Here is a 23451-nt window from a genome sequence, read left to right as displayed (position 1 = left end):
TTTCGCGTTACCTTATCGGCGTTGCGGGGCGCATTATGCGTATAGACCCTTGCAGCGTCAACACCTTTTTCAACGAAAATGTCTGGAATGTGACTGTTTGGTTAGGTTGCGAACAGCGTGGCCGAATATTCGGCAATTATTGGTTATTAATCGTTTTTGTCCAGCAAAACGCGAGGCAAAAAAAGAGGCCCCGCAGGGCCTCATAGTGACGCTTTTTGTTTATTTATAAGCAGACTGGTGTACACCCACGGCACGACCTGATGGATCGTTCATGGTTTTGAATGCTTCATCCCACTCAATGGCTTTTGCAGAGGAGCAGGCAACGGAAGGGCCACCCGGGACACACTCTGCTGCGCTTGGCAGCGGGAACAGCTCTTCGAAGATCTCACGGTACAGATAGGCTTCTTTCGAACCCGGCGTGTTGTACGGGAAGCGGAAGCTGGCGGTTTCCAGTTGTTGATCGGAAACTTGCTTCGCAGCCACCTCTTTCAGGGTGTCGATCCAGCTATAACCTACGCCGTCAGAGAACTGCTCTTTCTGACGCCATGCCACGCTTGCCGGCAGGTAAGATTCAAAACATTCGCGCAGGACATGTTTTTCCATCTTGCCGTTGCCGCACAACTTATCCTGCGGGTTGATACGCATGGCCACGTCGAGGAATTTCTTATCCAGGAACGGTACGCGCGCTTCCACGCCCCAGGCAGACATCGCTTTGTTGGCACGGGCGCAGTCAAACATGTGCAGTGCCTGCAGCTTACGTACCGTCTCTTCGTGCAGCTCTTTGGCGTTCGGCGCTTTGTGGAAGTAAAGGTAGCCGCCGAATACTTCGTCAGAGCCTTCACCGGACAGCACCATCTTGATGCCCATCGCTTTGATTTTACGCGACATCAGGTACATCGGCGTGGAGGCGCGGATAGTCGTCACGTCATAAGTTTCAATGTGATAGATCACGTCACGGATCGCATCCAGCCCTTCCTGCACCGTAAAGTGGATCTCATGGTGCACGGTGCCGAGGTGGTTGGCCACTTCCTGCGCGGCTTTCAGATCTGGAGATCCTTCCAGACCGACAGCGAAGGAGTGCAGCTGCGGCCACCAGGCTTCGGAGCGCTCCTGATCTTCCACGCGACGCGCCGCATATTTTTTGGTGATCGCCGAGATAACAGAGGAGTCCAGACCACCGGAGAGCAGCACGCCATAAGGCACGTCTGACATCAGGTGGCTTTTTACCGCCTCTTCCAGGGCCTGAGTCAGCTCCGCTTTGTCGGTAACGTTGTCTTTAACGGCATCGTAATCGAACCAGTCGCGTTGATAGTAAGAGCGGATCTCGCCATCTTTGCTCCACAGGAAGCTGCCTGCCGGGAACTCTTTAATGGTGCGGCATACCGGCACCAGAGCTTTCATCTCTGAGGCCACATAGAAGTTGCCGAATTCGTCATGACCCATATACAGCGGGATGATCCCGATGTGGTCACGGCCAATCAGATACGCATCTTTTTCGCTGTCGTAGAGGACAAAGGCAAACATCCCCTGCAGCTCATCGAGGAATTCCGGGCCTTTTTCCTGGTACAGGGCGAGGATCACTTCACAGTCAGAACCGGTCTGGAAGGCATAGCGGTCGCCATATTCTGCGCGCAGTGCCTGGTGGTTGTAGATCTCACCGTTGACCGCCAGGGCATGGGTTTTCTTCTCGTTATACAGCGGCTGGGCACCGGCGTTGACGTCCACAATCGACAGACGTTCATGGGACAGAATTGCTTTGTCGCTGGCGTATACACCGGACCAGTCCGGGCCGCGGTGGCGCATCAGACGGGATAACTCCAGTGCTTTTTTACGCAGTTCGCCTGCGTCAGTTTTAATATCCAGTACGCCGAAAATTGAACACATAACCTTCTCCATTAACCCTGTTGCAGTGTGATGTTGCTTGCTTATGAAAATGCCGCAAAAGGGGAGGAGCGGCAAGCGTTTTGCAGGGTAAAAGAGAAAAAGTGCAACGGTCATTGCCGAATGTTGAAAAAAGCGTACAGGCTGGACACATTTATTGAGGATTATTGAATGAATATCGATTTTAGTTAGACGCGACGCTGTTTTTGCCGCCACAAAATGAAAAAACCACGTCCGGGGACGTGGTTTCGGGTTACAGAATATCGATTTCCGCGACCGAGGGGTAAATCCAGCTCGGCCGGAACGGCATCGAATCAATATCATCAAGGGTCGATACCCCCGACAGCACCAGAATGGTCTCCAGACCCGCCTGGAAGCCCGCCAGAATATCGGTGCGCAGATTGTCGCCCACGATCACCGTATCTTCCGAGTGGGCCTGCATCTTGTTGAGGGCTGCGCGAATAATCCACGGGCTGGGTTTACCGACGTAAAACGGCGTGCGGCCGGTCATCTTCTCAATACCGGCGCAAAGCGCACCACAGGCCGGGTAAAAGCCGCGGCCGTGGGTATCCGGGTTGGTGGCGATAAAGCGGGCGCCGCTGGCGACGAAGAATGCCGCCTTATGCATCATCTCCCAGTTATAGGAGCGCGTTTCACCCACGATAACAAAGTCGGGATTGACGTCGGTGATGGTGAAGCCTGCTTTATATAACTCATGGATCAGCGCGCCTTCGCCCACTACATAAGCTTTTTTGCCTTCCTGACGCTTCAGAAAATCGGCGGTAGCCATTGCCGAGGTGTAGAAGACGCTGTCGGGCACATCGATACCGGCAGTCGCAAAACGGTTCGCCAGATCCTGCCCGGTTTGCGACGGGAAGTTGGTGAGCAGCACCAGCGGCATGCCTTGTTCCATGATGCGGTTAAGAAATTCGGCCGCACCCGGCACGGCAACGTTGTCGTGCATCAGCACGCCGTCGATATCACAAATAACATTCTTAATGGTCATGGACTTCCCGACATCAAAAAAAAGAAGGCGACACTATAAAACGCTGTCAGCTTTCCAGCAAACGCTGCAACAGGATACCGTTAAGCATGGCGCGTTTTACCAGCGCAAAGGCGCCAATCGCCGACCGGTCGTTCAGCGCGGAGCGTACCACGGGCAGATTCTGACGAAACGCCTTAAGTGCCTGGGTATTGATGCACCCCTCGATGGCGGGCAGCAGCACTTTTTCGGCTTCGGTAATTTCGCCCGCGATCACCACTTTTTGTGGGTTAAACAGGTTGATGGCGATGGCGATAGTTTTGCCAAGGTGGCGGCCAACCTGTTCGATCACTTCGCTGGCCAGCGCGTCGCCTTTATTGGCGGCTTTACAGATGGCATTGATTTTACAGTCGTCCAGGGTAACGCGGCTCTGGTAGCCCTGCTCCAGCAGATGACGCACACGCTGCTCGATGGCAGCGTTGGCGGCCACCGTTTCCAGACAGCCAAAGTTGCCGCAGTGGCAGCGCTCGCCCAGCGGATCGACCTGAATGTGGCCTATCTCGCCGACGTTGCCGTTCCGGCCAATAAAAATGCGTCCGTTGGAGATGATCCCGGCCCCTGTACCACGGTGAACGCGCACCAGGATAGAGTCTTCACAGTCCTGGCTCGCACCAAAGTAGTGCTCAGCCAGCGCCAGGCTACGGATATCGTGACCCACAAAACAGGTCACGGCGAACCGTTTTTCGAGGGCGTCGATCAGCCCCCAGTTTTCGACCTGAATATGCGGCATATAGCGGATCACGCCGCTTTCGGGGTCGACAAGCCCGGGCAGGATCACCGAGATGGCGATAAGCTCGCGAATTTTGCGCTGGCAGGATTCGATAAACAGCTCAATGGCGTTGAGCAGGGCGTGCTCAAGCGTCTCTTGCGTGCGTTCCGGCAGAGCGTAGTGCTCTTCAGCAACCGCTTTGCTGCTCAGATCGTACAGCGTCAGGGTGGCGTCGTGACGCCCAAGGCGCACGCCGATAGCGTGAAAATTGCGGGTTTCGGTAACAATCGAGATAGCGCGACGGCCCCCGGTGGAGGCCTGCTGATCCACTTCTTTGATCAGCCCGCGCTCAATAAGCTGGCGGGTAATTTTCGTCACGCTGGCGGGGGCAAGCTGGCTCTGTTCTGCAATCTGGATCCGCGAGATGGGTCCATGCTGGTCGATCAGTCGATATACCGCAGCACTGTTCAGCTGCTTTACCAGATCAACGTTACCAATTTGAGCTTGTCCGCCAGGTGTCATACGTTTACTTACTCTGTGACGACCTCGTTACCATTAACGATGGTCTTGATGATTTTATAATCGTGTGTGAATGCGGTGAGGTTAGCCACCATGCCCGGGGCAATGCTGCCCAGCTGCTTGTCCATACCAATCGCGCGTGCCGGATAAAGGGTTGCCATACGCAGCACTTCATCCAGGGCAATGCTGCAATGTTCCACCAGATTGCGCACGCCTTCGATCATGGTCAGAGCCGAACCGCTTAAGGTTCCGTTCTCATCCACACAGAGTCCATTCCGGTAGTATATTGTTTTACCAGCAAAAATGAACTGTTCAATATTTGCCCCTGCCGGTGCGGTGGCATCGGTAACCAGGCACAGCTTGTCGCCTTTCAGGCGTTTGGCGTTACGCACGTTGGCATAGTCGACGTGTAACCCGTCGGCAATGATGCCGCAGTAGACGTCCGGCTCATCGAAGATCGCCCCGGCCAGACCTGGTTCGCGCCCGGTGATGTACGGCATGGCGTTATACAGATGGGTAGCGAAGGTGATGCCAGCGCGGAAGCCGACTTTGGCCTCTTTCAGCGTGGCGTTGGAGTGTCCGGCAGAGACAATAATGCCTGCGCCCGCCAGCTTGCGAATGACGTCCGGGTCAACCATCTCTGGCGCCAGGGTCACTTTGGTGATCACATCCGCGTTGGCACACATGAAATCGACCAGCTCGTCGTCAGGTTTACGCACAAAGCTCGGGTTATGGGTGCCTTTCTTGACGATATTCAGCCACGGGCCTTCAAGGTGCAGGCCCAGCGCCTGGTGCGGATATTTCGTCAGGTATTCACGCATCACGCGAATGCCCTGTTTCATCAGATCGTCGCTGGTGGTGATCAGCGTCGGCAGGTAGCTGGTGCAGCCCGATCTTTCGTTAGCGCGCTGCATAACCTCCAGCGTCTCAACCGTGACGGCGTCCGCTGTATCATTGAACTGCACGCCGCCACAGCCGTTAAGCTGTACGTCGATAAAACCGGGGGAGATGACTGCCCCATTGAGCGAGCGTTGTTCTATTTCCGCCGGCAGCTCGGCCAGTGGGCAGACACGTTCAATCAGGCCATTTGCGATCACAATCGCATGGTCATCCAGAATTTCATGGCCGGTATAAATCCGACCGTGGGTTAAAGCGTACATAACGACCCCCGGTATAAAAATAGCATCCCGCCCCTGAGAACAGAGGCGGCGTACATTACAGACCTTTGATGTTTTCTGCTTCTAATTCGTTGAAGTATTTCAGCGTCTTCACTTTCAGTTCCATGGTGGACGGCTCATCGCACACCACTACTGCTTTTGGATGCAGCTGCAGGCAGCTGATGGTCCACATGTGGTTGACGTTGCCTTCAACCGCGGCCTGCAGCGCCTGCGCTTTCACGCCGCCCAGCACCAGAATCATCACTTCTTCCGCATCCAGCAGGGTACCCACGCCAACGGTCAGGGCGTATTTTGGCACCTGGTTCACGTCGCCATCAAAGAAACGGGAGTTTGCCACACGGGTGTCATGGGTCAGGGTTTTGATACGGGTACGGGACGCCAGAGAAGAGGCCGGTTCGTTAAACGCGATATGACCGTCGTTGCCTACGCCACCCATGAACAGATGAATTTTGCCGTACGCGCGGATTTTTTCTTCATAATGACGGCATTCAGCGTCAATATCCGGCGCATTGCCATCCAGCAGGTTAATATTTCCCGGCTGAATATCAATGTGATCAAAGAAGTTACGGTGCATGAAGCTATGGTAGCTTTCCGGATGATCTTTTGGCAGACCAACGTACTCATCCATGTTGAAGGTGACAACATGCTCAAAACTTACCTGGCCCGATTTATGCATCTCAACCAATGCTTTATAGGCGGTAAGAGGTGTGCCACCGGTCGGCAGGCCGAGTACAAAAGGACGATCGGCAGTCGGTTTGAACGCATTGATACGATTTACGATATGGCGGGCAGCCCATTTACCGACTTGTTCTGCAGTTGCCAGGGGGATCAGTCTCATTATTCACCTCTGAAGTTTTCATAAAAGTTGGCGGATTGCTTGTCCGGGTATGAGTAAGACTAACCTGGTTCACACCGAGAGGGGGCAATACGTCTTGATTTTTCGTATCATAAAATAAGTTTTGGCAGTTTGCCAGTAGAGGGGAGGGTGATAAACAATATTTGGTGACAAAACTCACAAAAAGTACGCTTTTAATTTGCGATACGAATTAATTTTCCACACACTCAATCAGCCAGTGAATCATCAACTGTATGTATAAGTTAGTGACACAATAAAAACACAGCTGAGAACACACCGTTAACGGGGTCTCATAGGGGGAATAAATTGAGCATTTTAGGTTATTTACAAAAGGTTGGTCGCGCCTTAATGGTGCCGGTCGCCACGCTGCCAGCAGCAGCAATATTGATGGGTGTCGGTTACTGGATTGACCCGGTAAGTTGGGGTGGCGATAACGCCCTGGCTGCTTTGTTAATCAAATCGGGCGCCGCCATTATCGATAACATGTCCGTACTGTTCGCCATCGGTGTGGCTTATGGTATGTCCAAAGATAAAGACGGTGCTGCGGCACTAACCGGCTTTGTGGGCTTCCTGGTGTTGACCACGCTCTGCTCCCCGGCTGCGGTGTCGATGATTCAGAAGATCCCTGCGGACCAGGTTCCGGCAGCGTTCGGTAAGATCAACAACCAGTTCGTGGGTATCCTGGTGGGTATCATCTCCGCTGAACTGTATAACCGCTTCAGTAGCGTTGAGTTGCCAAAAGCACTCTCCTTCTTCAGCGGTCGTCGTCTGGTGCCGATCCTGACCTCCTTCGTGATGATCGCTGTGGCCTTCATTCTGATGTACATCTGGCCGATGATCTTCGACGGTCTGGTGAACTTCGGCGAGCACATCCAGAAGCTGGGTTCCGTAGGTGCGGGCGTGTATGCGTTCTTCAACCGTCTGCTGATCCCGGTCGGTCTGCACCACGCCCTGAACTCCGTATTCTGGTTTGACGTGGCAGGTATCAACGATATCCCTAACTTCCTTGGCGGTGCACAGTCGATTGCCGCTGGTAAAGCAGAAATCGGTATTACAGGTCGTTACCAGGCGGGCTTCTTCCCAATTATGATGTTCGGTCTGCCGGGTGCCGCGCTGGCTATCTACCACTGCGCGCGTCCTGAGAATAAAGCGAAGGTACTGGGTATTATGATGGCGGGGGCGTTCGCGGCCTTCTTCACCGGTATCACCGAGCCGCTGGAATTCTCCTTCATGTTCGTGGCGCCAGTACTGTACTTCATCCACGCAGTGCTCACCGGTATTTCGGTGTTTATCGCGGCAAGTATGCATTGGATTTCAGGCTTTGGTTTCAGTGCAGGTCTGGTGGATATGATGCTTTGGGTACGTAACCCACTGGCAACACACTGGTACATGCTGATCCCACAAGGTCTGGTGTTCTTCGCTATCTACTACGTGGTGTTCCGCTTCACCATCACCAAATTTAACCTGATGACCCCGGGTCGTGAGCTGGCGGTTGCCGGTAGCGAAGCGGATGGTCAGGATGTGAACGTGAGCGGCACCGGGACGGAAGACGTTTCCGGTCTGGCGCGTCAGTACATCGCGGCAGTCGGCGGTTCCGACAACCTGACCGGTATTGATGCCTGCATCACCCGTCTGCGTCTGAACGTGAAAGACTCTTCTCTGGTTAACGAAGCGATGGCGAAACGCCTGGGTGCTTCTGGCGTTATCCGCCTGAACAAAACCAGCGTGCAGATCATCGTCGGCTTCGTGGCTGAGAAAATCGCTAACGCAATGAAAACTACCGGCCCGGTTGCCGCTGCTGAAGCGACCTCTGCCCCAGCGGCTGCACCTGCCGCCGTTAAGCCACAGGCTGTTGCCAATACCACCACCATCGCTGCGCTGGTTTCGCCAGTGACCGGTGACGTGGTTGCCCTGGAGCAGGTGCCTGATGAAGCCTTCGCCAGCAAAGCGGTGGGCGATGGTGTGGCGGTGAAACCAACGGATAAAACTGTGGTCTCCCCGGCAGCCGGTACTATCGTCAAAATCTTTAACACCAACCATGCGTTCTGCCTGGAAACGGAGAAAGGCGCGGAGATCGTGGTCCACATGGGTATCGATACCGTGGCGCTGGGTGGTCAGGGCTTCAAGCGCCTGGTTGAAGAGGGTGCCGAAGTGGTTGCCGGTCAGCCGGTGCTGGAAATGGATCTCGATTTCCTGAATGCCAATGCGCGCTCCATGATCAGCCCGGTTGTCTGCAGCAACATCGACGACTTCAGCGGCCTGGTCATCAAGGCGCAGGGTCAGGTTGTTGCCGGTCAGACACCACTGTATGAAATTAAAGGCAAATAAGTGCTCCTGAGTTAGCGTTAATGCCTGAGCGGCGGGGATATCCCCGCCGCTTTTTTTTGCAGCAATCGCCCCGATTATTCTCTCTACAGACCTTTTTCGCGTAACTAAAGGTTGTCACTACGCCCGGCTTATAAGATCATATGCCGTTATACGTCGTTTACGCTTTGAGGAATCCACGATGAGTGAGGCTGAAGCCCGCCCAAGCAACTTTATTCGTCAGATCATCGATGAAGATCTGGCCACTGGTAAGCACACTACTGTTCATACCCGTTTTCCGCCGGAGCCGAATGGCTACCTGCACATCGGTCATGCGAAATCGATCTGCCTGAACTTCGGCATCGCGCAGGACTATCAGGGTCAATGCAACCTGCGTTTCGATGACACCAACCCGGTGAAAGAAGACATCGAATACGTAGAGTCCATTAAGAACGACGTGCAATGGTTGGGCTTCAACTGGTCTGGCGACATCTGCTACTCCTCTGACTATTTTGACCAGCTGTACGCCTACGCCGTTGAGCTGATCAACAAAGGCCTGGCCTATGTTGACGAGCTTTCCGCTGACGAAATCCGCGAATACCGCGGTTCGTTGACTGCGCCGGGTAAAAACAGCCCGTACCGCGATCGCAGCGTGGAAGAGAACCTGGCGCTGTTTGAAAAAATGCGTGCCGGTGGCTTCGAAGAGGGCAAAGCCTGTCTGCGCGCCAAAATCGATATGGCTTCGCCGTTTATCGTGATGCGTGATCCGGTGCTGTACCGCATTAAGTTTGCCGATCACCACCAGACCGGCAGCAAGTGGTGCATCTACCCGATGTACGACTTCACCCACTGCATCAGCGATGCGCTGGAAGGCATTACCCACTCGCTCTGTACCCTGGAGTTCCAGGACAACCGTCGTCTGTACGACTGGGTGCTGGATAACATCTCCATTCCGGTGCATCCGCGTCAGTACGAGTTCTCTCGCCTGAATCTGGAATACACCGTGATGTCCAAGCGTAAGCTGAACCTGCTGGTCACTGACAAGCACGTTGAAGGCTGGGATGACCCGCGTATGCCGACCATCTCTGGTCTGCGTCGTCGTGGCTATACCGCGGCCTCCATCCGTGAGTTCTGCAAACGCATCGGCGTGACCAAGCAGGACAACACTATCGAGATGGCGTCGCTGGAATCCTGCATTCGCGAAGATCTGAACGACAACGCACCGCGCGCCATGGCGGTTATCGATCCGGTAAAACTGGTTATCGAAAACTACCCGCAAGGCGAAAGCGAGCTGGTGACCATGCCGAACCATCCGAGCAAGCCGGAGATGGGCAGCCGTGACGTGCCGTTCAGCGGCGAGATCTGGATCGATCGTGCCGACTTCCGTGAAGAAGCCAACAAGCAGTACAAGCGTCTGGTGATGGGTAAAGAAGTGCGTCTGCGTAATGCCTACGTGATCAAAGCCGAGCGTGTCGAAAAAGACGCAGAAGGCACTATCACCACTATCTTCTGCACCTACGATGCTGAGACCCTGAGCAAGGATCCAGCCGACGGTCGCAAGGTGAAAGGTGTTATCCACTGGGTGAGCGCGGCTCATGCGCTGCCGGTTGAAATCCGCCTGTACGATCGTCTGTTCAGCGTGCCAAACCCGGGTGCCGCCGAGGACTTCCTGCAGGTGATTAACCAGGATTCACTGGTGATCAAGCAGGGCTTTGCCGAGCCATCCCTGAAAGCTGCCGTTGCCGGTCACGCGTATCAGTTCGAGCGCGAAGGCTACTTCTGCCTCGACAGCCGCTATGCCACCGCCGACAAACTGGTATTTAACCGCACCGTCGGTCTGCGTGATACCTGGGCGAAAGCGGGCGAATAATTCCCTTTCTCCTTTCAAAAACGCCGCGTACTGCGGCGTTTTTTTTGCCTGCCATAAAGCCATATTGTTTAAATCTTCGCGTTGCGAATTAATTCTGTTTCTTAAAACGCTTCGCTTTCTCTTCTTTTTAGCAAATTAACCATTATTGCTACCGGTTAAGGTATCTAACCTTTATTTATTAAAAATAAACCGCTCATTCTGAAGATTATTTTAAATAAATATTCTGCTTCATCTCCTTTGTTACAAACCGCAACCAAATATGTGCGCTTTGTCATAATCCTGACTTTTGATCGCTGAAAAGCATTGATAATTCGCGTCGCGAAAAATAGTCTAAGGGCAGGAGATGTAAGCGGGTATTTCCGCTTAGCTCCACTTTTAACTTTTTTGTTTTTCGCCGATTCAGGCGCTTTTAATACGTCAAAGAGGATTAATTATGCGTACGTTTAGTGGCAAACGTAGTACGCTTGCGCTGGCTATCGCCGGTGTTACAGCAATGTCAGGCTGGATGGTTTCGCCAGAAGCCCGGGCCGAAGGTTTCATTGATGATTCAACCCTCACGGGCGGTATCTATTACTGGCAGCGTGAACGTGACCGTAAAGATGTCGAGTCAGATAAATATAAAACTAACCTCGCTCACTCCACCTGGAATGCCAACCTTGATTTCCAGTCCGGCTATGCCGCCGATATGTTCGGCCTCGATCTGGCTGCCTTCACTGCCATCGAAATGGCAGAAAACGGCGACAGCGGCCACCCGAACGAAATCGCCTTCTCCTCCAGCAACAAAGCCTATAAAGAGGACTGGTCCGGCGATAAGAGCGGGATCAGCCTGTACAAAGCGGCAGCAAAATTTAAATACGGTCCGGCCTGGGCGCGCGGTGGCTGGTTACAGCCAACCGGTCAAACCCTGTTAGCGCCGCACTGGAGCTTTATGCCAGGTACCTACCAGGGTGCCGAAGCCGGGGCAAATTTTGACTACGGCGATAGCGGGGCATTGAGCTTTTCGTATATGTGGACCAACGAGTACAAAGCGCCGTGGCACATCGAGATGGACAAGTTCTATCAGAATGATCGAAAAACCCGCGTCGACTATCTCCACTCCTTTGGCGCGAAGTACGATTTTAAAAATAACCTGATTCTGGAAGCCGCCTTTGGTCAGGCTGAAGGTTTCATCGATCAGTACTTCGCCAAAGCCAGCTACAAGCTGGATGTCGTGGGCGGTCCGCTCTCTACCACCTATCAGTTCTACGGCACGCGTGATAAAGCCGACAGCGGCACCGTAAACGATATCTACGACGGTACGGCCTGGCTGCAGGCGTTGACCCTGGGTTACAAAGTCGGCCAGGTCGACTTACGTCTGGAAGGGACTTACGTCAAGGCGGAAGGGCAGCAGGGTTACTTCCTGCAGCGTATGACCCCAACCTATGCGTCCTCCAACGGTCGTCTGGACGTGTGGTGGGATAACCGCTCCGACTTTAACGCCAACGGCGAAAAAGCGGTCTTCTTCGGCGCCATGTACGATCTGAGCAACTGGAATCTGGCGGGCTGGAGCGTTGGCGCGTCTTATGTCTACGCCTGGGATGCGAAACCGGCCGACTGGTTAATCAACAGTGCCGGTCAGCGTGAAGATATCGCCTCCAACAAGATCAAGGAATCGGCCTACAGCCTGGATGCGATCTACACCCTTCAGGATGGCCGCGCAAAAGGGACCATGTTCAAACTGCACTTCACGCAGTATGACAACCACTCCGATATCCCAAGCTACGGCGGCGGCTACGGCAACATCTTCCAGGATGAGCGTGACGTGAAGTTTATGGTTATCGCCCCGTTCACCATCTTCTGATGACAGTCCGGGCGGGGAATTCCCCGCCTTTGGCCACGCCCGGTGGTGCAAACTGCCGGATCTGAGCCCGTAGGCCTGCGTAAGCGTAGCGCCACCGGGCTCTTTTTTTGCCTGTAAAAAGGCAAAAAAAAGCCAACCGTCAGGTTGGCTCAGTGTCGATGCAAAGATTACTTCGTATCGTGCGCGTGATCGTTTTCGCGGCAGTCGCCCTCGGCACAGTGGCCGTACAGGTACAGACTGTGGTTGGTCAGACGAATGCCGTGACGTGCAGCAATTTCACGCTGGCGTAATTCGATAGAATCATCGCTGAATTCGATCACTTTGCCGCAGTCGAGACAAATCAGGTGATCGTGGTGATGCTGCTGCGTCAGTTCAAACACGGATTTACCGCCTTCGAAATTATGACGCGTGACGATGCCTGCATCGTCGAACTGGTTCAGTACACGGTAAACGGTAGCCAGACCAATCTCTTCGCCCATGTCGATCAGACGCTTGTATAAGTCTTCCGCACTGACATGATGGTTATCCGGACCCTGAAGCACTTCCAGGATTTTTAACCGTGGAAGCGTGACTTTCAGTCCGGCCTTCTTTAATGCGGTGTTGTTGTCAGTCATGCGGAATCTGTCCTGTTGCTAAACGATTCACTTCTAACGAAGAAGTGACAGAAAATGCACCTGGGATAATGCGTCTCATTATAGAACTGCCATGACGTAATGAAAACTGCAAGTCTCAAGTAAAGTATGCTTTTAAAAACGAGGTACCGCCAACAAAGTTGTTACAAGGTTTCCCGTTTACTCCTGGATCATTGTACAGGTATGGCAGCAAAAGTTAAAAATTTGTAGCAATTATTTTGATTGGAATTACCTATCAATGCGGCGCAACTTTAACGTTGCGCCGCGACATCATCAGGCGTTGAGGATGTCGTCGAGGTGCAGTTCTTCGCGGATTTGTTTAACCCATTTGTCCACGCGCTCAGCGGTCAGTTCCGGCTGACGGTCTTCGTCGATAGCCAGACCTACAAAGTTGTTATCATCGGCCAGGCCTTTAGAGGCTTCGAAATGGTAACCGGCGGTTGGCCAGTGGCCCACAATCACCGCGCCGCGTGGCTCAATGATGTCGCGAATGGTGCCGAGGGCATCGCAGAAGTACTCCGCGTAGTCTTCCTGATCGCCACAGCCGAACAGGGCCACCAGTTTGCCGTTAAAGTCGATCTCTTCCAGAGACGGGAAGAAGTCGTCCCAGTCACACTGCGCTTCACCGTAATACCAGGTCGGGATGCCCAGCAGCAGAATATCGTAACCTTCGATATCTTCTTTGCTGCTTTTCGCAATGTCATGCACATCGGCAACGTCTTTACCTAACTGTTTTTGAATGTTTTTTGCGATGTTTTCGGTGTTACCCGTGTCGCTGCCGAAAAAAATGCCGATGATTGCCATGAGTAAAATAACCTCTTGATACTTAATGGTATGGTGGCGCAATTTAGCCACGGATAAGGGCAATCATAGCAGAACAGAGAAGCCTGCGGAAACTGCTATCACGCAGGACTGCACTCTGTGCTACATGAAAGCAACAAGAAGGGGAGTTTTCTGACTTACGCTTTGCCGTGCCATTTCTCGAGCTGCGCGATCAGCATCTCTTCGATAAGCTCACTGCGGCTGATATCACGGGCATTCGCCAGCTCATTCAGCGCATCGACGGCTTCAGCATTCAGTTTCAGCTCGACGCGTTTAAGCCCACGACTTTTATCGCGTTTAAGCTGATTGCGCTTATTAATGCGCAGCTGTTCATCACGCGATAGCGGATTGGTTTTCGGTCGTCCCGGGCGACGCTCATTCGCGAACAGATCTATTGTCGTGCGGTCCGTGTGTTCTTTGGCCATGATTCTGAGACTTCGGGGGAAAGAAGACACCCTGCTAATGCCCGGGCGATAAGCGCGCCATCATACATCACCGAAAACGGCACGCCAACGACTGGAGGCCTGGCGGCGACCAGTCGCTCTCTTTTTAATCAATTATTGATGTCAGCGAGGTAACGGCGGATAGCGCGCAGCACCGCGTCCGGTTTTTCAGCATGAACCCAGTGTCCGGCCCCGGCAATGACATGCGCTTTGGCCTGGGGGAATTGCGTCAGCAGCGCATCGCGGTACGCTTCGGTGACATACGGGGAATTGCCGCCAGTGATGAACAGGGTAGAGTGCTGCCACGCCGGGACCGGCTGCCAGCCGACGATCTGGCCATACCGATCCCAAAGAACCGGCACGTTGAAGCGCCACGCGCCGTCGACGAAGGATTTCAGCAGGAACTGCACCACGCCCTCTTCATCCAGATGTTCACGCATCAGCGCCGCGGCCTGCTGGCGGGTGCTGACGCCGGCGTCGGTGACGGCGTTGATGGCGGCGAAGATCTCATCGTGGCGACGCACGTCGTAATCTACTGGGGCGACGTCGATCACCACCAGCCCGGCAATCCGCTCTGGGGCTAATGCCGTCAGCGCCATGACCGCTTTGCCGCCCATCGAGTGACCAATCAGAATCGCCTTTTCAATATTGTGCTCATCCAGCGTATCCAGCAGATCCTGGGCCATGTCGGCGTAGGTCATCTCTGCCGAGCGCGGCGACAGACCGTGGTTGCGCATATCCACCTGCAGCAGCGCGTGGTCGGTGACCAGATCCCGTGCCAGCACGCCGAGGTTATCCAGGCTGCCAAACAGGCCATGCACCAGGACGATGGGAGAATTATTGTGCGGCGATTGTGCAGATTGCGCTCGGGTATTCAATTTCATGGCAAAGTTCTTTTTTTACGTATGTCAGGTTAGGGTATCATGTTGACCATTCTGCCGCCCGGCTGCAAGGAAACAGTTAATTCTGACTTTTGCCGCCATTCTGGCTTGACGCTATCCGCTGTTGGGTTTTGACCTTATACTCCCAACGACTTGTATTCAGATAAGATATCGCACTGGATTAAGATGAAAACAATCGAAGTTGATGACGAGCTTTATCAGTATATCGCCAGCCAGACGCGGCACATCGGTGAGAGCGCGTCCGACATTTTACGGCGCATGCTGAAAATTGCCGCCGCCTCGCAGTCTGCCGCTCCGGCCATCAAAGAAACGCGCCAGCCCGCTGTTGTCGCGCAGGAAAAGCCGCTGTCACCGGTAAAAGACAAAGTGCGTGCGATGCGCGAGCTGCTGCTTTCTGACGAATACGCTGAGCAGAAGAAAGCCGTTAACCGCTTTATGCTGGTGCTGACTACACTCTATTCACTGGATAACAACGCATTTGCCGACGCGACGGAGTCTCTCCACGGTCGTACCCGCGTCTATTTCGCGGCTGACGAGCAAACGCTGTTACAGAATGGCAATCAAACTAAGCCCAAGCACCTGCCTGGTACGCCGTACTGGGTGATCACCAATACCAACACCGGACGCAAGCGCAGCATGATCGAACACATCATGCAGTCCATGCAGTTCCCGGCGGAATTGACTGATAAGGTTTGCGGCACTATTTAACCCTTGCATCAGAAGGACCAGGCAATGGCAAATCACAATCGTGCGGGTCAACCTGCACAACAGAGCGATTTGATTAACGTCGCCCAGCTTACCGCCCAGTACTACGTGCTGAAGCCGGAAGTGGGTAACGCAGAACACGCAGTGAAGTTTGGTACATCCGGGCACCGCGGCAGTGCGGTACGCCACAGCTTTAACGAGCCGCATATTCTGGCCATTGCTCAGGCCATCGCGGAAGAGCGTGCCAAAAATGGCATCACCGGTCCGTGCTACGTGGGTAAAGATACCCACGCCCTGTCAGAGCCTGCGTTTATTTCCGTGCTGGAAGTGCTGGCGGCCAACGGCGTGGACGTCGTGATTCAGGAAAACAACGGCTATACGCCGACCCCTGCGGTCTCTAACGCCATTCTGGTGCATAACCAGAAAGGCGGCGCGCAGGCGGATGGGATTGTGATCACCCCATCCCACAACCCGCCGGAAGATGGCGGCATCAAATACAACCCACCGAACGGCGGCCCGGCTGACACCAACGTCACCAAAGTGGTGGAAGATCGTGCCAATGCCCTGCTGGCCGACGGCCTGAACGGCGTGAAGCGCATTTCCCTGGACGAGGCGATGGCCTCCGGCCACGTGAAAGAGCAGGATCTGGTGCAGCCGTTCGTTGAAGGGCTGGCGGATATCGTCGATATGGCGGCGATCCAGAAAGCCGGTCTGAAGCTGGGTGTCGACCCGCTCGGCGGTTCCGGTATCGAATACTGGAAACGTATTGCCGAACACTACAAGCTGGATCTGACCATCGTGAACGATCACGTCGATCAGACCTTCCGCTTTATGCACCTCGATAAAGATGGCGCGATCCGCATGGACTGCTCCTCCGAGTGCGCGATGGCGGGCCTGCTGGCGCTGCGCGACAAGTTTGACCTCGCCTTTGCCAACGACCCGGATTACGACCGTCACGGCATCGTCACTCCTGCCGGCCTGATGAACCCGAACCACTACCTGGCGGTAGCCATCAACTACCTGTTCCAGCATCGTCCACAGTGGGGCGCAGAGGTTGCCGTGGGTAAAACCCTGGTCTCCTCCGCGATGATCGACCGTGTGGTTAACGACCTGGGCCGCAAGCTGGTGGAAGTGCCGGTAGGCTTCAAGTGGTTTGTTGACGGACTGTTCGACGGCAGCTTCGGCTTTGGCGGCGAAGAGAGCGCGGGTGCGTCCTTCCTGCGTTTCAACGGCACCCCGTGGTCTACCGACAAAGACGGCATCATCATGTGCCTGCTGGCGGCGGAAATCACTGCCGTCACCGGTAAGAACCCGCAGGAGCATTACAACGAGCTGGCAGCCCGTTTTGGTGCCCCGAGCTACAACCGTCTGCAGGCTTCTGCCACGTCGGCACAGAAAGCGGCGCTGTCTAAGCTGTCACCAGAGATGGTCAGCGCCAGCACCCTGGCAGGTGACCCGATCACCGCGCGTCTGACGGCAGCACCAGGTAACGGTGCGTCCATCGGCGGCCTGAAGGTGATGACCGAGAACGGCTGGTTCGCGGCGCGTCCATCCGGCACCGAAGATGCGTACAAAATCTACTGTGAAAGCTTCCTCGGCGACGAACACCGTCAGCTGATCGAGAAAGAAGCGGTTGAGATTGTCAGTGAAGTGTTGAAGAACGCGTAATCATCAAAAACGGCAACCTGGTTGCCGTTTTGCTGTATTCGTAGGCCCGGTAAGCGCTAGCGCCACCGGGCTTTTTTGTGCTCAAAGCATAAACCGATAGCCAATCCCGGTTTCGGTTAACAGGTGGCGTGGCCGCGCGGGGTCCGCCTCAAGTTTTTGCCGAAGGTGTCCCATATAAATCCGCAGGTAGTGACTGTGCTCCACCGCATTCGGTCCCCAGACCTGGCTTAACAGCTGGCGCTGGGTGAGCACCTTGCCGTGATTGTTGAGCAGGACCGCCAGCAGGCGGAACTCGATAGGGGTCAGGTGGATTTCCGTCTCATCCCGCTGAATGCGCCGTGAGGCCAGATCGACGCGAATATCAGAGAAGCTATACACCGGGTCGGCAGGGGAGGTTGTTGCGTGGCGGCGCAGGGCAACGCGCAGACGCGCCTGCAGTTCGCCAATGCCAAACGGCTTGCTGAGATAGTCGTCGGCCCCGGCATCGAGCGCGGCAATTTTGTCGGTCTCTTCCAGACGCGCCGAGAGCACGATGATCGGCATCTTGCTCCACAGACGCACTTCCCGGATAAAGTCGAGGCCGTCGCCGTCCGGCAGACCCAGATCGAGGATCACCAGATCTGGCTTGCGGGTAGCGGCTTCAATCAAACCCCGCTGCAGCGTGCCGGCCTCGTGGACGCGCAGCCCTTCACCTTCCAGCGCGGCGCGCAGAAAACGGCTGATAGCGAGTTCATCTTCAACAATCAGGACGTTAATCACAAATCCTCTGGGAATTCATTCAGTTCGGGTGGCGTATCGCGCGGCAGTGTAACACAAAAACCGGCTCCCCCTTCGGGACGGTTATGGGCCGTGATGCTGCCCCCGTGGACCTCAACAATCGCCTGGCAGATGGCCAGCCCCAGCCCGACGCCGGGAATGGCGGACTCCTTATTCCCACGGGCGAACTTATCAAAGATAGCCTGTTCCTGACCCGGCGGAATGCCGGGACCGGTATCCCACACCTCCAGCTGCAGCTGTTCGGGCGTGACGCTGGCATGAATGCCGATTTGCGCTCTGCTCCCCGCGTATTTGCCGGCGTTCTCCAGCAGGTTAATCAGCACCCGCTCGAACAGTGGGCCATCCACGTGGATCAACGCCAGCGGATCGGCCATATCAAGCGCGATATGCCGCCCACCCAGACCCGGCTCCAGCGTTTTTAAGGCGCTGCCGATCACCTCTTCCAGGGTCAGCCACTCTTTTTTCAGGTTAAAGCCGCCGGACTGGATCCGCGCCATATCCAGCAGGTTGTTCACCAGCCGGGTGGTATTCAGGACGTGCTGGCGGATCTCGCTGGCCTGCGGGGCGTGGCGGGAGCCCTCGGCCGCCAGGTCGAGGGTAAGGATCTCCGACTGACCGAACAGCACCGTCAGCGGGGTGCGCAGATCGTGGGAGAGGGCCGCCAGCAGCGAGTTGCGAATACTCTCCCGCTCGCTGGCTAACCGCGCCTGCTCTTCACTGGCGGTCAACGCCAGCCGCTCCAGAGCACTGGCAACCAGCAGGGTAAAGGTCTCCAGCAGGCGCTGCTGCTCGGGGATCATCAGCTGACGCAGGTTGGACGGCTCGACGATGACCACCCCCTGATGCTGCAGCGGCAGGATAAGATAGGGCACGCCGGGCAGGGTGTCGGTTCCCGCCCCGGCGGGCTGGCCCTTGTCAAAGCTCCAGCGGGCAATGGCCTCATCCCAGGGCGTCATGCCCGAGGCCGGCGTCAGCGGGCGCAGCTGGCCCTCCTGATCCGGCAGCAGGATCAGGCTGCGGGCGTGAAAGGTGGAGTGAATAAACTGCTGGCTGGTCTGAACGATATCCTGCGGCGTGCGGCCCACCGCCAGCGCCTTCGACATCTCATACAGATGGCGGGTGCGCTGCTCGCGGTAGCGGGCGATCCGCGCCTGATAGCGCACCCCTGCCGTCAGGTTGCCGATCAGCAAACCCACCGCCAGCATCACGGCGAAGGTGAGGACGTACTGCACGTCCGACACCGCCAGAGTACCGCGCGGGGCGATGAAAAAGAGATCGAAGCTGACCACGTTGATCACCGTCGCCAGCACCGAGGGCCAGCGGCCGTAAAACAGCGCCACCACCACCACCCCAAGCAGGTAGATCATCACCAGATTGGCGGCGTCAAATTCCAGTAGCCACTGGCTGGCGATAACGGTGATCAGGGCGCAGAGCAGCACCGCCACCAGACAGCCGCGCAGCTGGATCCGCCATTTATCACTGAACGTCCGGTTATCCGGGGTTCTGGCGGGCAGGGTCGCGGGCTTGTCGTCGAGGGCGACGATCAGCAGGTCGAGGTCCGGCGCGCGCTGCGCCAGCCTGTCGGCAAAGGTGTCCCGGTTGAACCAGCGGCGATGGGACCGTCTGCCGATAACAATCTTGCCGAGGTTGTGCTCCCGGGCGTAACGCAGGATGGCTTTGTCTTCTGCCTGTTCCGCCAGGGTTGCGGTTTCAGCCCCCAGCTCCTGGGCCAGACGCAGGGCGCTGAGTATGGCGCGACGCTGGTTCTCCGGCAGCCGATGCAGCTGCGGCGTCTCCACGTAAACCGCGTGCCAGACGCTGCCGAACTTCGCCGCCAGACGCGCGGCGGTACGCACCAGCTTCTCGTTGCCGCTCCCGTGGCCGATGCAGAGCAAAATGGCGTCGCGGGTATGCCACACTTTTTCCTCACCCTGACGATCGCGCCAGGCCCGCATCTGATCGTCCACCCGGTCGGCGGTGCGGCGCAGGGCCAGCTCTCGCAGGGCGATCAAATTGCCTTTACGGAAGAAGTGTTCGATGGCCCGCTCCGCCTGCCCGGCGATGTAGACCTTACCTTCATGCAGGCGCTGGCGCAGATCGTCCGGGGGCAGATCCACCAGCACCACTTCGTCTGCGGCATCGAAGAACGGGTCCGGGACGGTCTCCCGGACCTGAACCCCGGTGACGCCGCTGACCACGTCGTTAAGACTTTCCAGATGCTGGACGTTAACGGTGGTAAAGACGTCGATACCCGCCTCCAGCAGCTCTTCGACGTCCTGCCAGCGTTTGGGGTGGCGCGAGCCGGGGGCGTTGCTGTGTGCCAGCTCGTCCATCAGGATCAGCGCCGGACGGCGGGCGAGGGCGGCATCGAGATCGAATTCGGTTACCAGGCGCCCGCGATGATGAATGCGCCGGGGCGGCTGGGTCGCCAGTCCGGCCAGCAGGGTGGCGGTCTCTTGACGACCGTGGGTTTCCGCCACGCCGATCAAAATATCGAGCCCCTGGGCGCGCAGACGCTGCGCTTCACTGAGCATGGCGAAGGTCTTGCCGACGCCCGCGCAGGCGCCGAAGAAGATTTTCAGCTTGCCGCGATGGGGGGCGGCAGCCTGCTCCAGTAATTTGTCCGGGTCCGGGCGCTGAGGCTCGTCGATCATTTAGGGTTTCCTTAGTGCGTCCAGCGCCAGATTTAATTCAACAATGTTGACCACCGCCCCGCCCATCGCGCTGAACAGCGGTTTTTGGGTATGTTCCGCCACTAGCTGGCTGAGCTGCCCGGGCGCTATCTGACGCGCCTGCGCCACGCGCGGGATCTGCCAGGCGACGGCCTGCGGCGTCAGGCTGTAGTCCAGCCCGCTGGCCGAGGCGGTCACCAGCTCAACCGGCACCGCCTGGCTGGCCTGCGGGTTGGCGACGCGTAATGCCGCAACCCGTGCGCGAACGGCGTTATCCAGCTCAGGGTTGCTGCCCGCCAGGTTGCTGCCGCCCGAGGCCAGCGGATTATACGGGCTTTCTGCCGTGGCGGAAGGACGTCCGTGAAAGTAACCTGCTCCGGTAAAGTCTTGTCCAATCAGGCGGGAACCGCGGATCTCCCCCTGCTGGCGGATAAGGGATCCATTAGCCTGGTCGGCAAACCACCACTGCCCCAGGGCGGTAGTCACCAGCGGATAGACACCCCCGATGGTCAGGGCCAGCAGAATAAACAACAGTATAGCGGGACGTAACATAGCCATTTGATTTTCCTCTTAAACCAGCCCGAACAGGGTAAGTACCAGGTCGATGGCCTTAATGCCGATAAAGGGCACCACCAGCCCACCCAGACCGTAAATCCACAGATTGCGGCGCAGCATGGCGGCGGCGGTAAGCGGCTTGTAGCTCACCCCCTTCAGCGCCAGCGGGATCAGAAAGACAATGATCAGGGCGTTAAAGATCACCGCGCTCAGGATGGCCGAGGCGGGGGAGTGCAGGTGCATCACGTTGAGGGCATTCAGCTGCGGATAAGTTGCTGCAAACGCCGCCGGAATGATGGCGAAATATTTCGCCACGTCGTTGGCGATACTGAAGGTGGTCAGCGAGCCCCGGGTCATCAGCATCTGTTTGCCGATATGCACCACCTCAATCAGCTTGGTCGGGTTAGAGTCGAGGTCGACCATATTCCCCGCCTCTTTTGCCGCCTGGGTGCCGGAGTTCATCGCCACCGCCACGTCCGCCTGGGCGAGGGCCGGGGCGTCGTTGGTGCCATCCCCGGTCATCGCCACCAGCCGTCCTTCGGCCTGATACTGGCGGATCAGCGCCAGTTTGGCCTCCGGCGTCGCCTCGGAGAGAAAATCATCCACCCCTGCTTCGGCGGCAATGGCGGCGGCGGTCAGACGGTTATCCCCGGTGATCATCACCGTTTTGATGCCCATTTTACGCAGCTGGGCAAAACGCTCCTTGATGCCGCCTTTAACGATATCCTTCAGGGCGATCACCCCCAGCACGGTAGCCCCTTCGGCTACCACCAGCGGGGTGGCCCCCTGACGGGCGACGTTCTCCACCAGGGTATCGACCTGCGGCGGGAAGTGGCCGTTGTTGGCGGCGATATGCCGGCGAATGGCATCCACCGAGCCCTTACGGATCATCCGCTCCTGAAGGTTAATTCCGCTCATCCGCGTCTGCGCCGTAAAGGGCACAAAGGTGGCATGCAGGCTCTGCACGTCGCGCTGGCGCAGGTTAAAGCGCTGCTTAGCGAGGATCACGATGCTGCGGCCTTCCGGGGTTTCATCCGCCAGCGAGGCCAGTTGGGCAGCATCGGCCAGCGTTTTTTCATCCACCCCCGGGGCGGGCAGGAATTCGGACGCCTGACGGTTGCCGAGGGTGATGGTGCCGGTTTTATCCAGCAGCAGTACGTCAACGTCGCCCGCCGCCTCCACCGCCCGACCGCTGGTGGCGATGACGTTGGCCGCCAGCATCCGGCTCATGCCCGCCACGCCGATGGCCGAAAGCAGGCCGCCAATGGTGGTCGGGATCAGGCAGACCAGCAGGGCAATCAGGACGGTGACGCTCACTGCTGTGCCGCCATAGGACGAGAAGGGCCACAGGGTGGCGGTCGCCAGCAGGAAGACGATAGTCAGCGCCACCAGCAGGATGGTGAGGGCGATTTCGTTCGGGGTTTTACGCCGCTGGGCGCCTTCCACCATGGCGATCATCCGGTCGAGGAAGGTCTCCCCGGGATTAACGCTGCACTGGATCACCAGCCAGTCGGAAAGAATACGCGTCCCGCCGGTCACCGAGGCAAAATCACCTCCGGACTCACGGATCACCGGCGCGGATTCGCCGGTGATGGCGCTCTCATCTACCGAAGCGCCCCCTTCGATGACTTCCCCGTCGCAGGGGATAATGTCTCCGGCCTCCACCAGCACGATGTCGCCCTTGCGCAGCGTGTCCGCCGGCACCCTGTCAGTCTCAGCCCCGTATTTCGCTTCGCGCAGCTTGCGGGCGAACGCCGTTTTCTGCACCCCTTTGAGGCTGTTGGCCTGGGCTTTGCTGCGTCCTTCCGCCAGCGCTTCGGCGACGTTGGCAAACAGCACGGTGAACCACAGCCAGAGACCGATCGCCGCGGTAAACGAGGCGCTCCCTGAAAGCAGCCCACCTGCCATGGCAAGGGCCAGCAGGGTGGTCAGCAGGCTGCCCAGCCAGACAATAAACATCACCGGATTGCGCCACTGCACGCGCGGGTCGATTTTTTTAACCGCATCCATCAGCGCCTGACGAACCAGCGAGGGTTCGAGCAGGGCCAGTTGCTTACGACTCATGACCATTACTCC

The 23451-nt window shown here is 56.6% G+C and carries 18 protein-coding genes; 5 read left to right on the top strand and 13 right to left on the bottom strand.

Features of this window, described 5'->3' with window-relative positions; genetic code table 11:
- Positions 1-219: 219 nt before the first annotated feature.
- The 5 genes from asnB to nagB form a co-directional block, all read right to left on the bottom strand.
- Positions 220-1884 (bottom strand): asparagine synthase B, encoded by a 1665-nt coding sequence (gene asnB, locus M8318_RS19410; RefSeq protein ID WP_262664048.1) that lies wholly within the window; start codon positions 1882-1884, stop codon positions 220-222.
- Positions 1885-2134: 250 nt separating this feature from the next.
- Entirely contained in the window at positions 2135-2887 is a 753-nt protein-coding gene (locus M8318_RS19405) for an HAD-IIA family hydrolase (RefSeq protein WP_262664047.1), read from the bottom strand.
- 46 nt (positions 2888-2933) lie between these two features.
- Entirely contained in the window at positions 2934-4154 is a 1221-nt protein-coding gene (gene nagC / locus M8318_RS19400; RefSeq protein WP_262664046.1) for a DNA-binding transcriptional regulator NagC, read from the bottom strand.
- Positions 4155-4162: 8 nt separating this feature from the next.
- A complete protein-coding gene (gene nagA / locus M8318_RS19395) occupies positions 4163-5311 on the bottom strand; it encodes an N-acetylglucosamine-6-phosphate deacetylase (RefSeq protein ID WP_262664045.1) in 1149 nt (382 codons plus the stop codon).
- Between the two features lie 55 nt (positions 5312-5366).
- Positions 5367-6167: a glucosamine-6-phosphate deaminase gene (gene nagB / locus M8318_RS19390; protein WP_106992348.1), complete on the bottom strand. Its 801-nt coding sequence runs from the start codon at positions 6165-6167 to the stop codon at positions 5367-5369.
- Positions 6168-6491: 324 nt separating this feature from the next.
- On the opposite strand from nagB, the gene nagE reads away from it, so the two are divergent.
- The 3 genes from nagE to chiP all read left to right on the top strand — a co-directional run bounded on the left by nagE (position 6492) and on the right by chiP (position 12199).
- Positions 6492-8513: an N-acetylglucosamine-specific PTS transporter subunit IIBC gene (nagE, locus tag M8318_RS19385; protein ID WP_262664044.1), complete on the top strand. Its 2022-nt coding sequence runs from the start codon at positions 6492-6494 to the stop codon at positions 8511-8513.
- 178 nt (positions 8514-8691) lie between these two features.
- Entirely contained in the window at positions 8692-10359 is a 1668-nt protein-coding gene (gene glnS / locus M8318_RS19380) for a glutamine--tRNA ligase (protein WP_166181869.1), read from the top strand.
- Between the two features lie 433 nt (positions 10360-10792).
- Entirely contained in the window at positions 10793-12199 is a 1407-nt protein-coding gene (chiP, locus tag M8318_RS19375) for a chitoporin ChiP (RefSeq protein WP_262664043.1), read from the top strand.
- Between the two features lie 167 nt (positions 12200-12366).
- On the opposite strand, the gene fur is transcribed toward chiP, so the two are convergent.
- The 4 genes from fur to ybfF form a co-directional block, all read right to left on the bottom strand.
- Positions 12367-12813 (bottom strand): ferric iron uptake transcriptional regulator, encoded by a 447-nt coding sequence (fur, locus tag M8318_RS19370; protein ID WP_106992353.1) that lies wholly within the window; start codon positions 12811-12813, stop codon positions 12367-12369.
- Positions 12814-13104: 291 nt separating this feature from the next.
- The gene (gene fldA / locus M8318_RS19365) at positions 13105-13635 is read right to left on the bottom strand and encodes a flavodoxin FldA (protein ID WP_181247199.1); all 531 of its coding nucleotides are present in this window, start codon (positions 13633-13635) and stop codon (positions 13105-13107) included.
- A gap of 155 nt (positions 13636-13790) precedes the next feature.
- Entirely contained in the window at positions 13791-14078 is a 288-nt protein-coding gene (ybfE, locus tag M8318_RS19360) for a LexA regulated protein (protein ID WP_262664042.1), read from the bottom strand.
- A gap of 128 nt (positions 14079-14206) precedes the next feature.
- Positions 14207-14980 (bottom strand): esterase, encoded by a 774-nt coding sequence (gene ybfF / locus M8318_RS19355; protein ID WP_262664041.1) that lies wholly within the window; start codon positions 14978-14980, stop codon positions 14207-14209.
- A 183-nt stretch (positions 14981-15163) separates the two neighbouring features.
- On the opposite strand from ybfF, the gene seqA reads away from it, so the two are divergent.
- Together seqA and pgm are read left to right on the top strand one after the other, a co-directional pair.
- Positions 15164-15706, top strand: coding sequence for a replication initiation negative regulator SeqA (seqA, locus tag M8318_RS19350; protein WP_106992356.1), 543 nt, complete (start codon positions 15164-15166; stop codon positions 15704-15706).
- 24 nt (positions 15707-15730) lie between these two features.
- A complete protein-coding gene (gene pgm / locus M8318_RS19345; RefSeq protein WP_106992357.1) occupies positions 15731-17371 on the top strand; it encodes a phosphoglucomutase (alpha-D-glucose-1,6-bisphosphate-dependent) in 1641 nt (546 codons plus the stop codon).
- An 81-nt stretch (positions 17372-17452) separates the two neighbouring features.
- On the opposite strand, the gene kdpE is transcribed toward pgm, so the two are convergent.
- Genes kdpE through kdpB form a run of 4 tightly spaced genes read right to left on the bottom strand, consistent with a single transcriptional unit; the run spans position 17453 to position 23439 of the window.
- On the bottom strand, positions 17453-18130 hold the full coding sequence (kdpE, locus tag M8318_RS19340) for a two-component system response regulator KdpE (RefSeq protein ID WP_262664039.1): 678 nt from the start codon (positions 18128-18130) through the stop codon (positions 17453-17455).
- The gene (gene kdpD / locus M8318_RS19335; protein ID WP_262664038.1) at positions 18127-20802 is read right to left on the bottom strand and encodes a two-component system sensor histidine kinase KdpD; all 2676 of its coding nucleotides are present in this window, start codon (positions 20800-20802) and stop codon (positions 18127-18129) included. The genes kdpE and kdpD overlap by 4 nt, the downstream gene beginning before the upstream one ends.
- Complete coding sequence (kdpC, locus tag M8318_RS19330) at positions 20803-21378, bottom strand: potassium-transporting ATPase subunit KdpC (protein ID WP_262664037.1); 576 nt, start codon at positions 21376-21378, stop codon at positions 20803-20805.
- A gap of 12 nt (positions 21379-21390) precedes the next feature.
- Positions 21391-23439, bottom strand: coding sequence for a potassium-transporting ATPase subunit KdpB (gene kdpB, locus M8318_RS19325; RefSeq protein WP_262664036.1), 2049 nt, complete (start codon positions 23437-23439; stop codon positions 21391-21393).
- Between the last annotated feature and the right edge of the window lie 12 nt (positions 23440-23451).

It is taken from the genome of Leclercia tamurae, assembly GCF_025566055.1.
GTDB classification, from domain to species: domain Bacteria; phylum Pseudomonadota; class Gammaproteobacteria; order Enterobacterales; family Enterobacteriaceae; genus Enterobacter; species Enterobacter tamurae.
This window is presented reverse-complemented; position numbering and strand designations above follow the sequence as displayed.

Excerpts from the sequence above, each read along its gene's own strand:
- asnB (WP_262664048.1), bottom strand. The coding sequence starts at position 1,884 with ATGTGTTCAATTTTCGGCGTACTGGATATTAAAACTGACGCAGGCGAA.
- M8318_RS19405 (WP_262664047.1), bottom strand. The coding sequence starts at position 2,887 with ATGACCATTAAGAATGTTATTTGTGATATCGACGGCGTGCTGATGCAC.
- nagC (WP_262664046.1), bottom strand. The coding sequence starts at position 4,154 with ATGACACCTGGCGGACAAGCTCAAATTGGTAACGTTGATCTGGTAAAG.
- nagA (WP_262664045.1), bottom strand. The coding sequence starts at position 5,311 with ATGTACGCTTTAACCCACGGTCGGATTTATACCGGCCATGAAATTCTG.
- nagB (WP_106992348.1), bottom strand. The coding sequence starts at position 6,167 with ATGAGACTGATCCCCCTGGCAACTGCAGAACAAGTCGGTAAATGGGCT.
- glnS (WP_166181869.1), top strand. The coding sequence starts at position 8,692 with ATGAGTGAGGCTGAAGCCCGCCCAAGCAACTTTATTCGTCAGATCATC.
- chiP (WP_262664043.1), top strand. The coding sequence starts at position 10,793 with ATGCGTACGTTTAGTGGCAAACGTAGTACGCTTGCGCTGGCTATCGCC.
- fur (WP_106992353.1), bottom strand. The coding sequence starts at position 12,813 with ATGACTGACAACAACACCGCATTAAAGAAGGCCGGACTGAAAGTCACG.
- fldA (WP_181247199.1), bottom strand. The coding sequence starts at position 13,635 with ATGGCAATCATCGGCATTTTTTTCGGCAGCGACACGGGTAACACCGAA.
- ybfE (WP_262664042.1), bottom strand. The coding sequence starts at position 14,078 with ATGGCCAAAGAACACACGGACCGCACGACAATAGATCTGTTCGCGAAT.
- ybfF (WP_262664041.1), bottom strand. The coding sequence starts at position 14,980 with ATGAAATTGAATACCCGAGCGCAATCTGCACAATCGCCGCACAATAAT.
- seqA (WP_106992356.1), top strand. The coding sequence starts at position 15,164 with ATGAAAACAATCGAAGTTGATGACGAGCTTTATCAGTATATCGCCAGC.
- pgm (WP_106992357.1), top strand. The coding sequence starts at position 15,731 with ATGGCAAATCACAATCGTGCGGGTCAACCTGCACAACAGAGCGATTTG.
- kdpD (WP_262664038.1), bottom strand. The coding sequence starts at position 20,802 with ATGATCGACGAGCCTCAGCGCCCGGACCCGGACAAATTACTGGAGCAG.
- kdpC (WP_262664037.1), bottom strand. The coding sequence starts at position 21,378 with ATGGCTATGTTACGTCCCGCTATACTGTTGTTTATTCTGCTGGCCCTG.
- kdpB (WP_262664036.1), bottom strand. The coding sequence starts at position 23,439 with ATGAGTCGTAAGCAACTGGCCCTGCTCGAACCCTCGCTGGTTCGTCAG.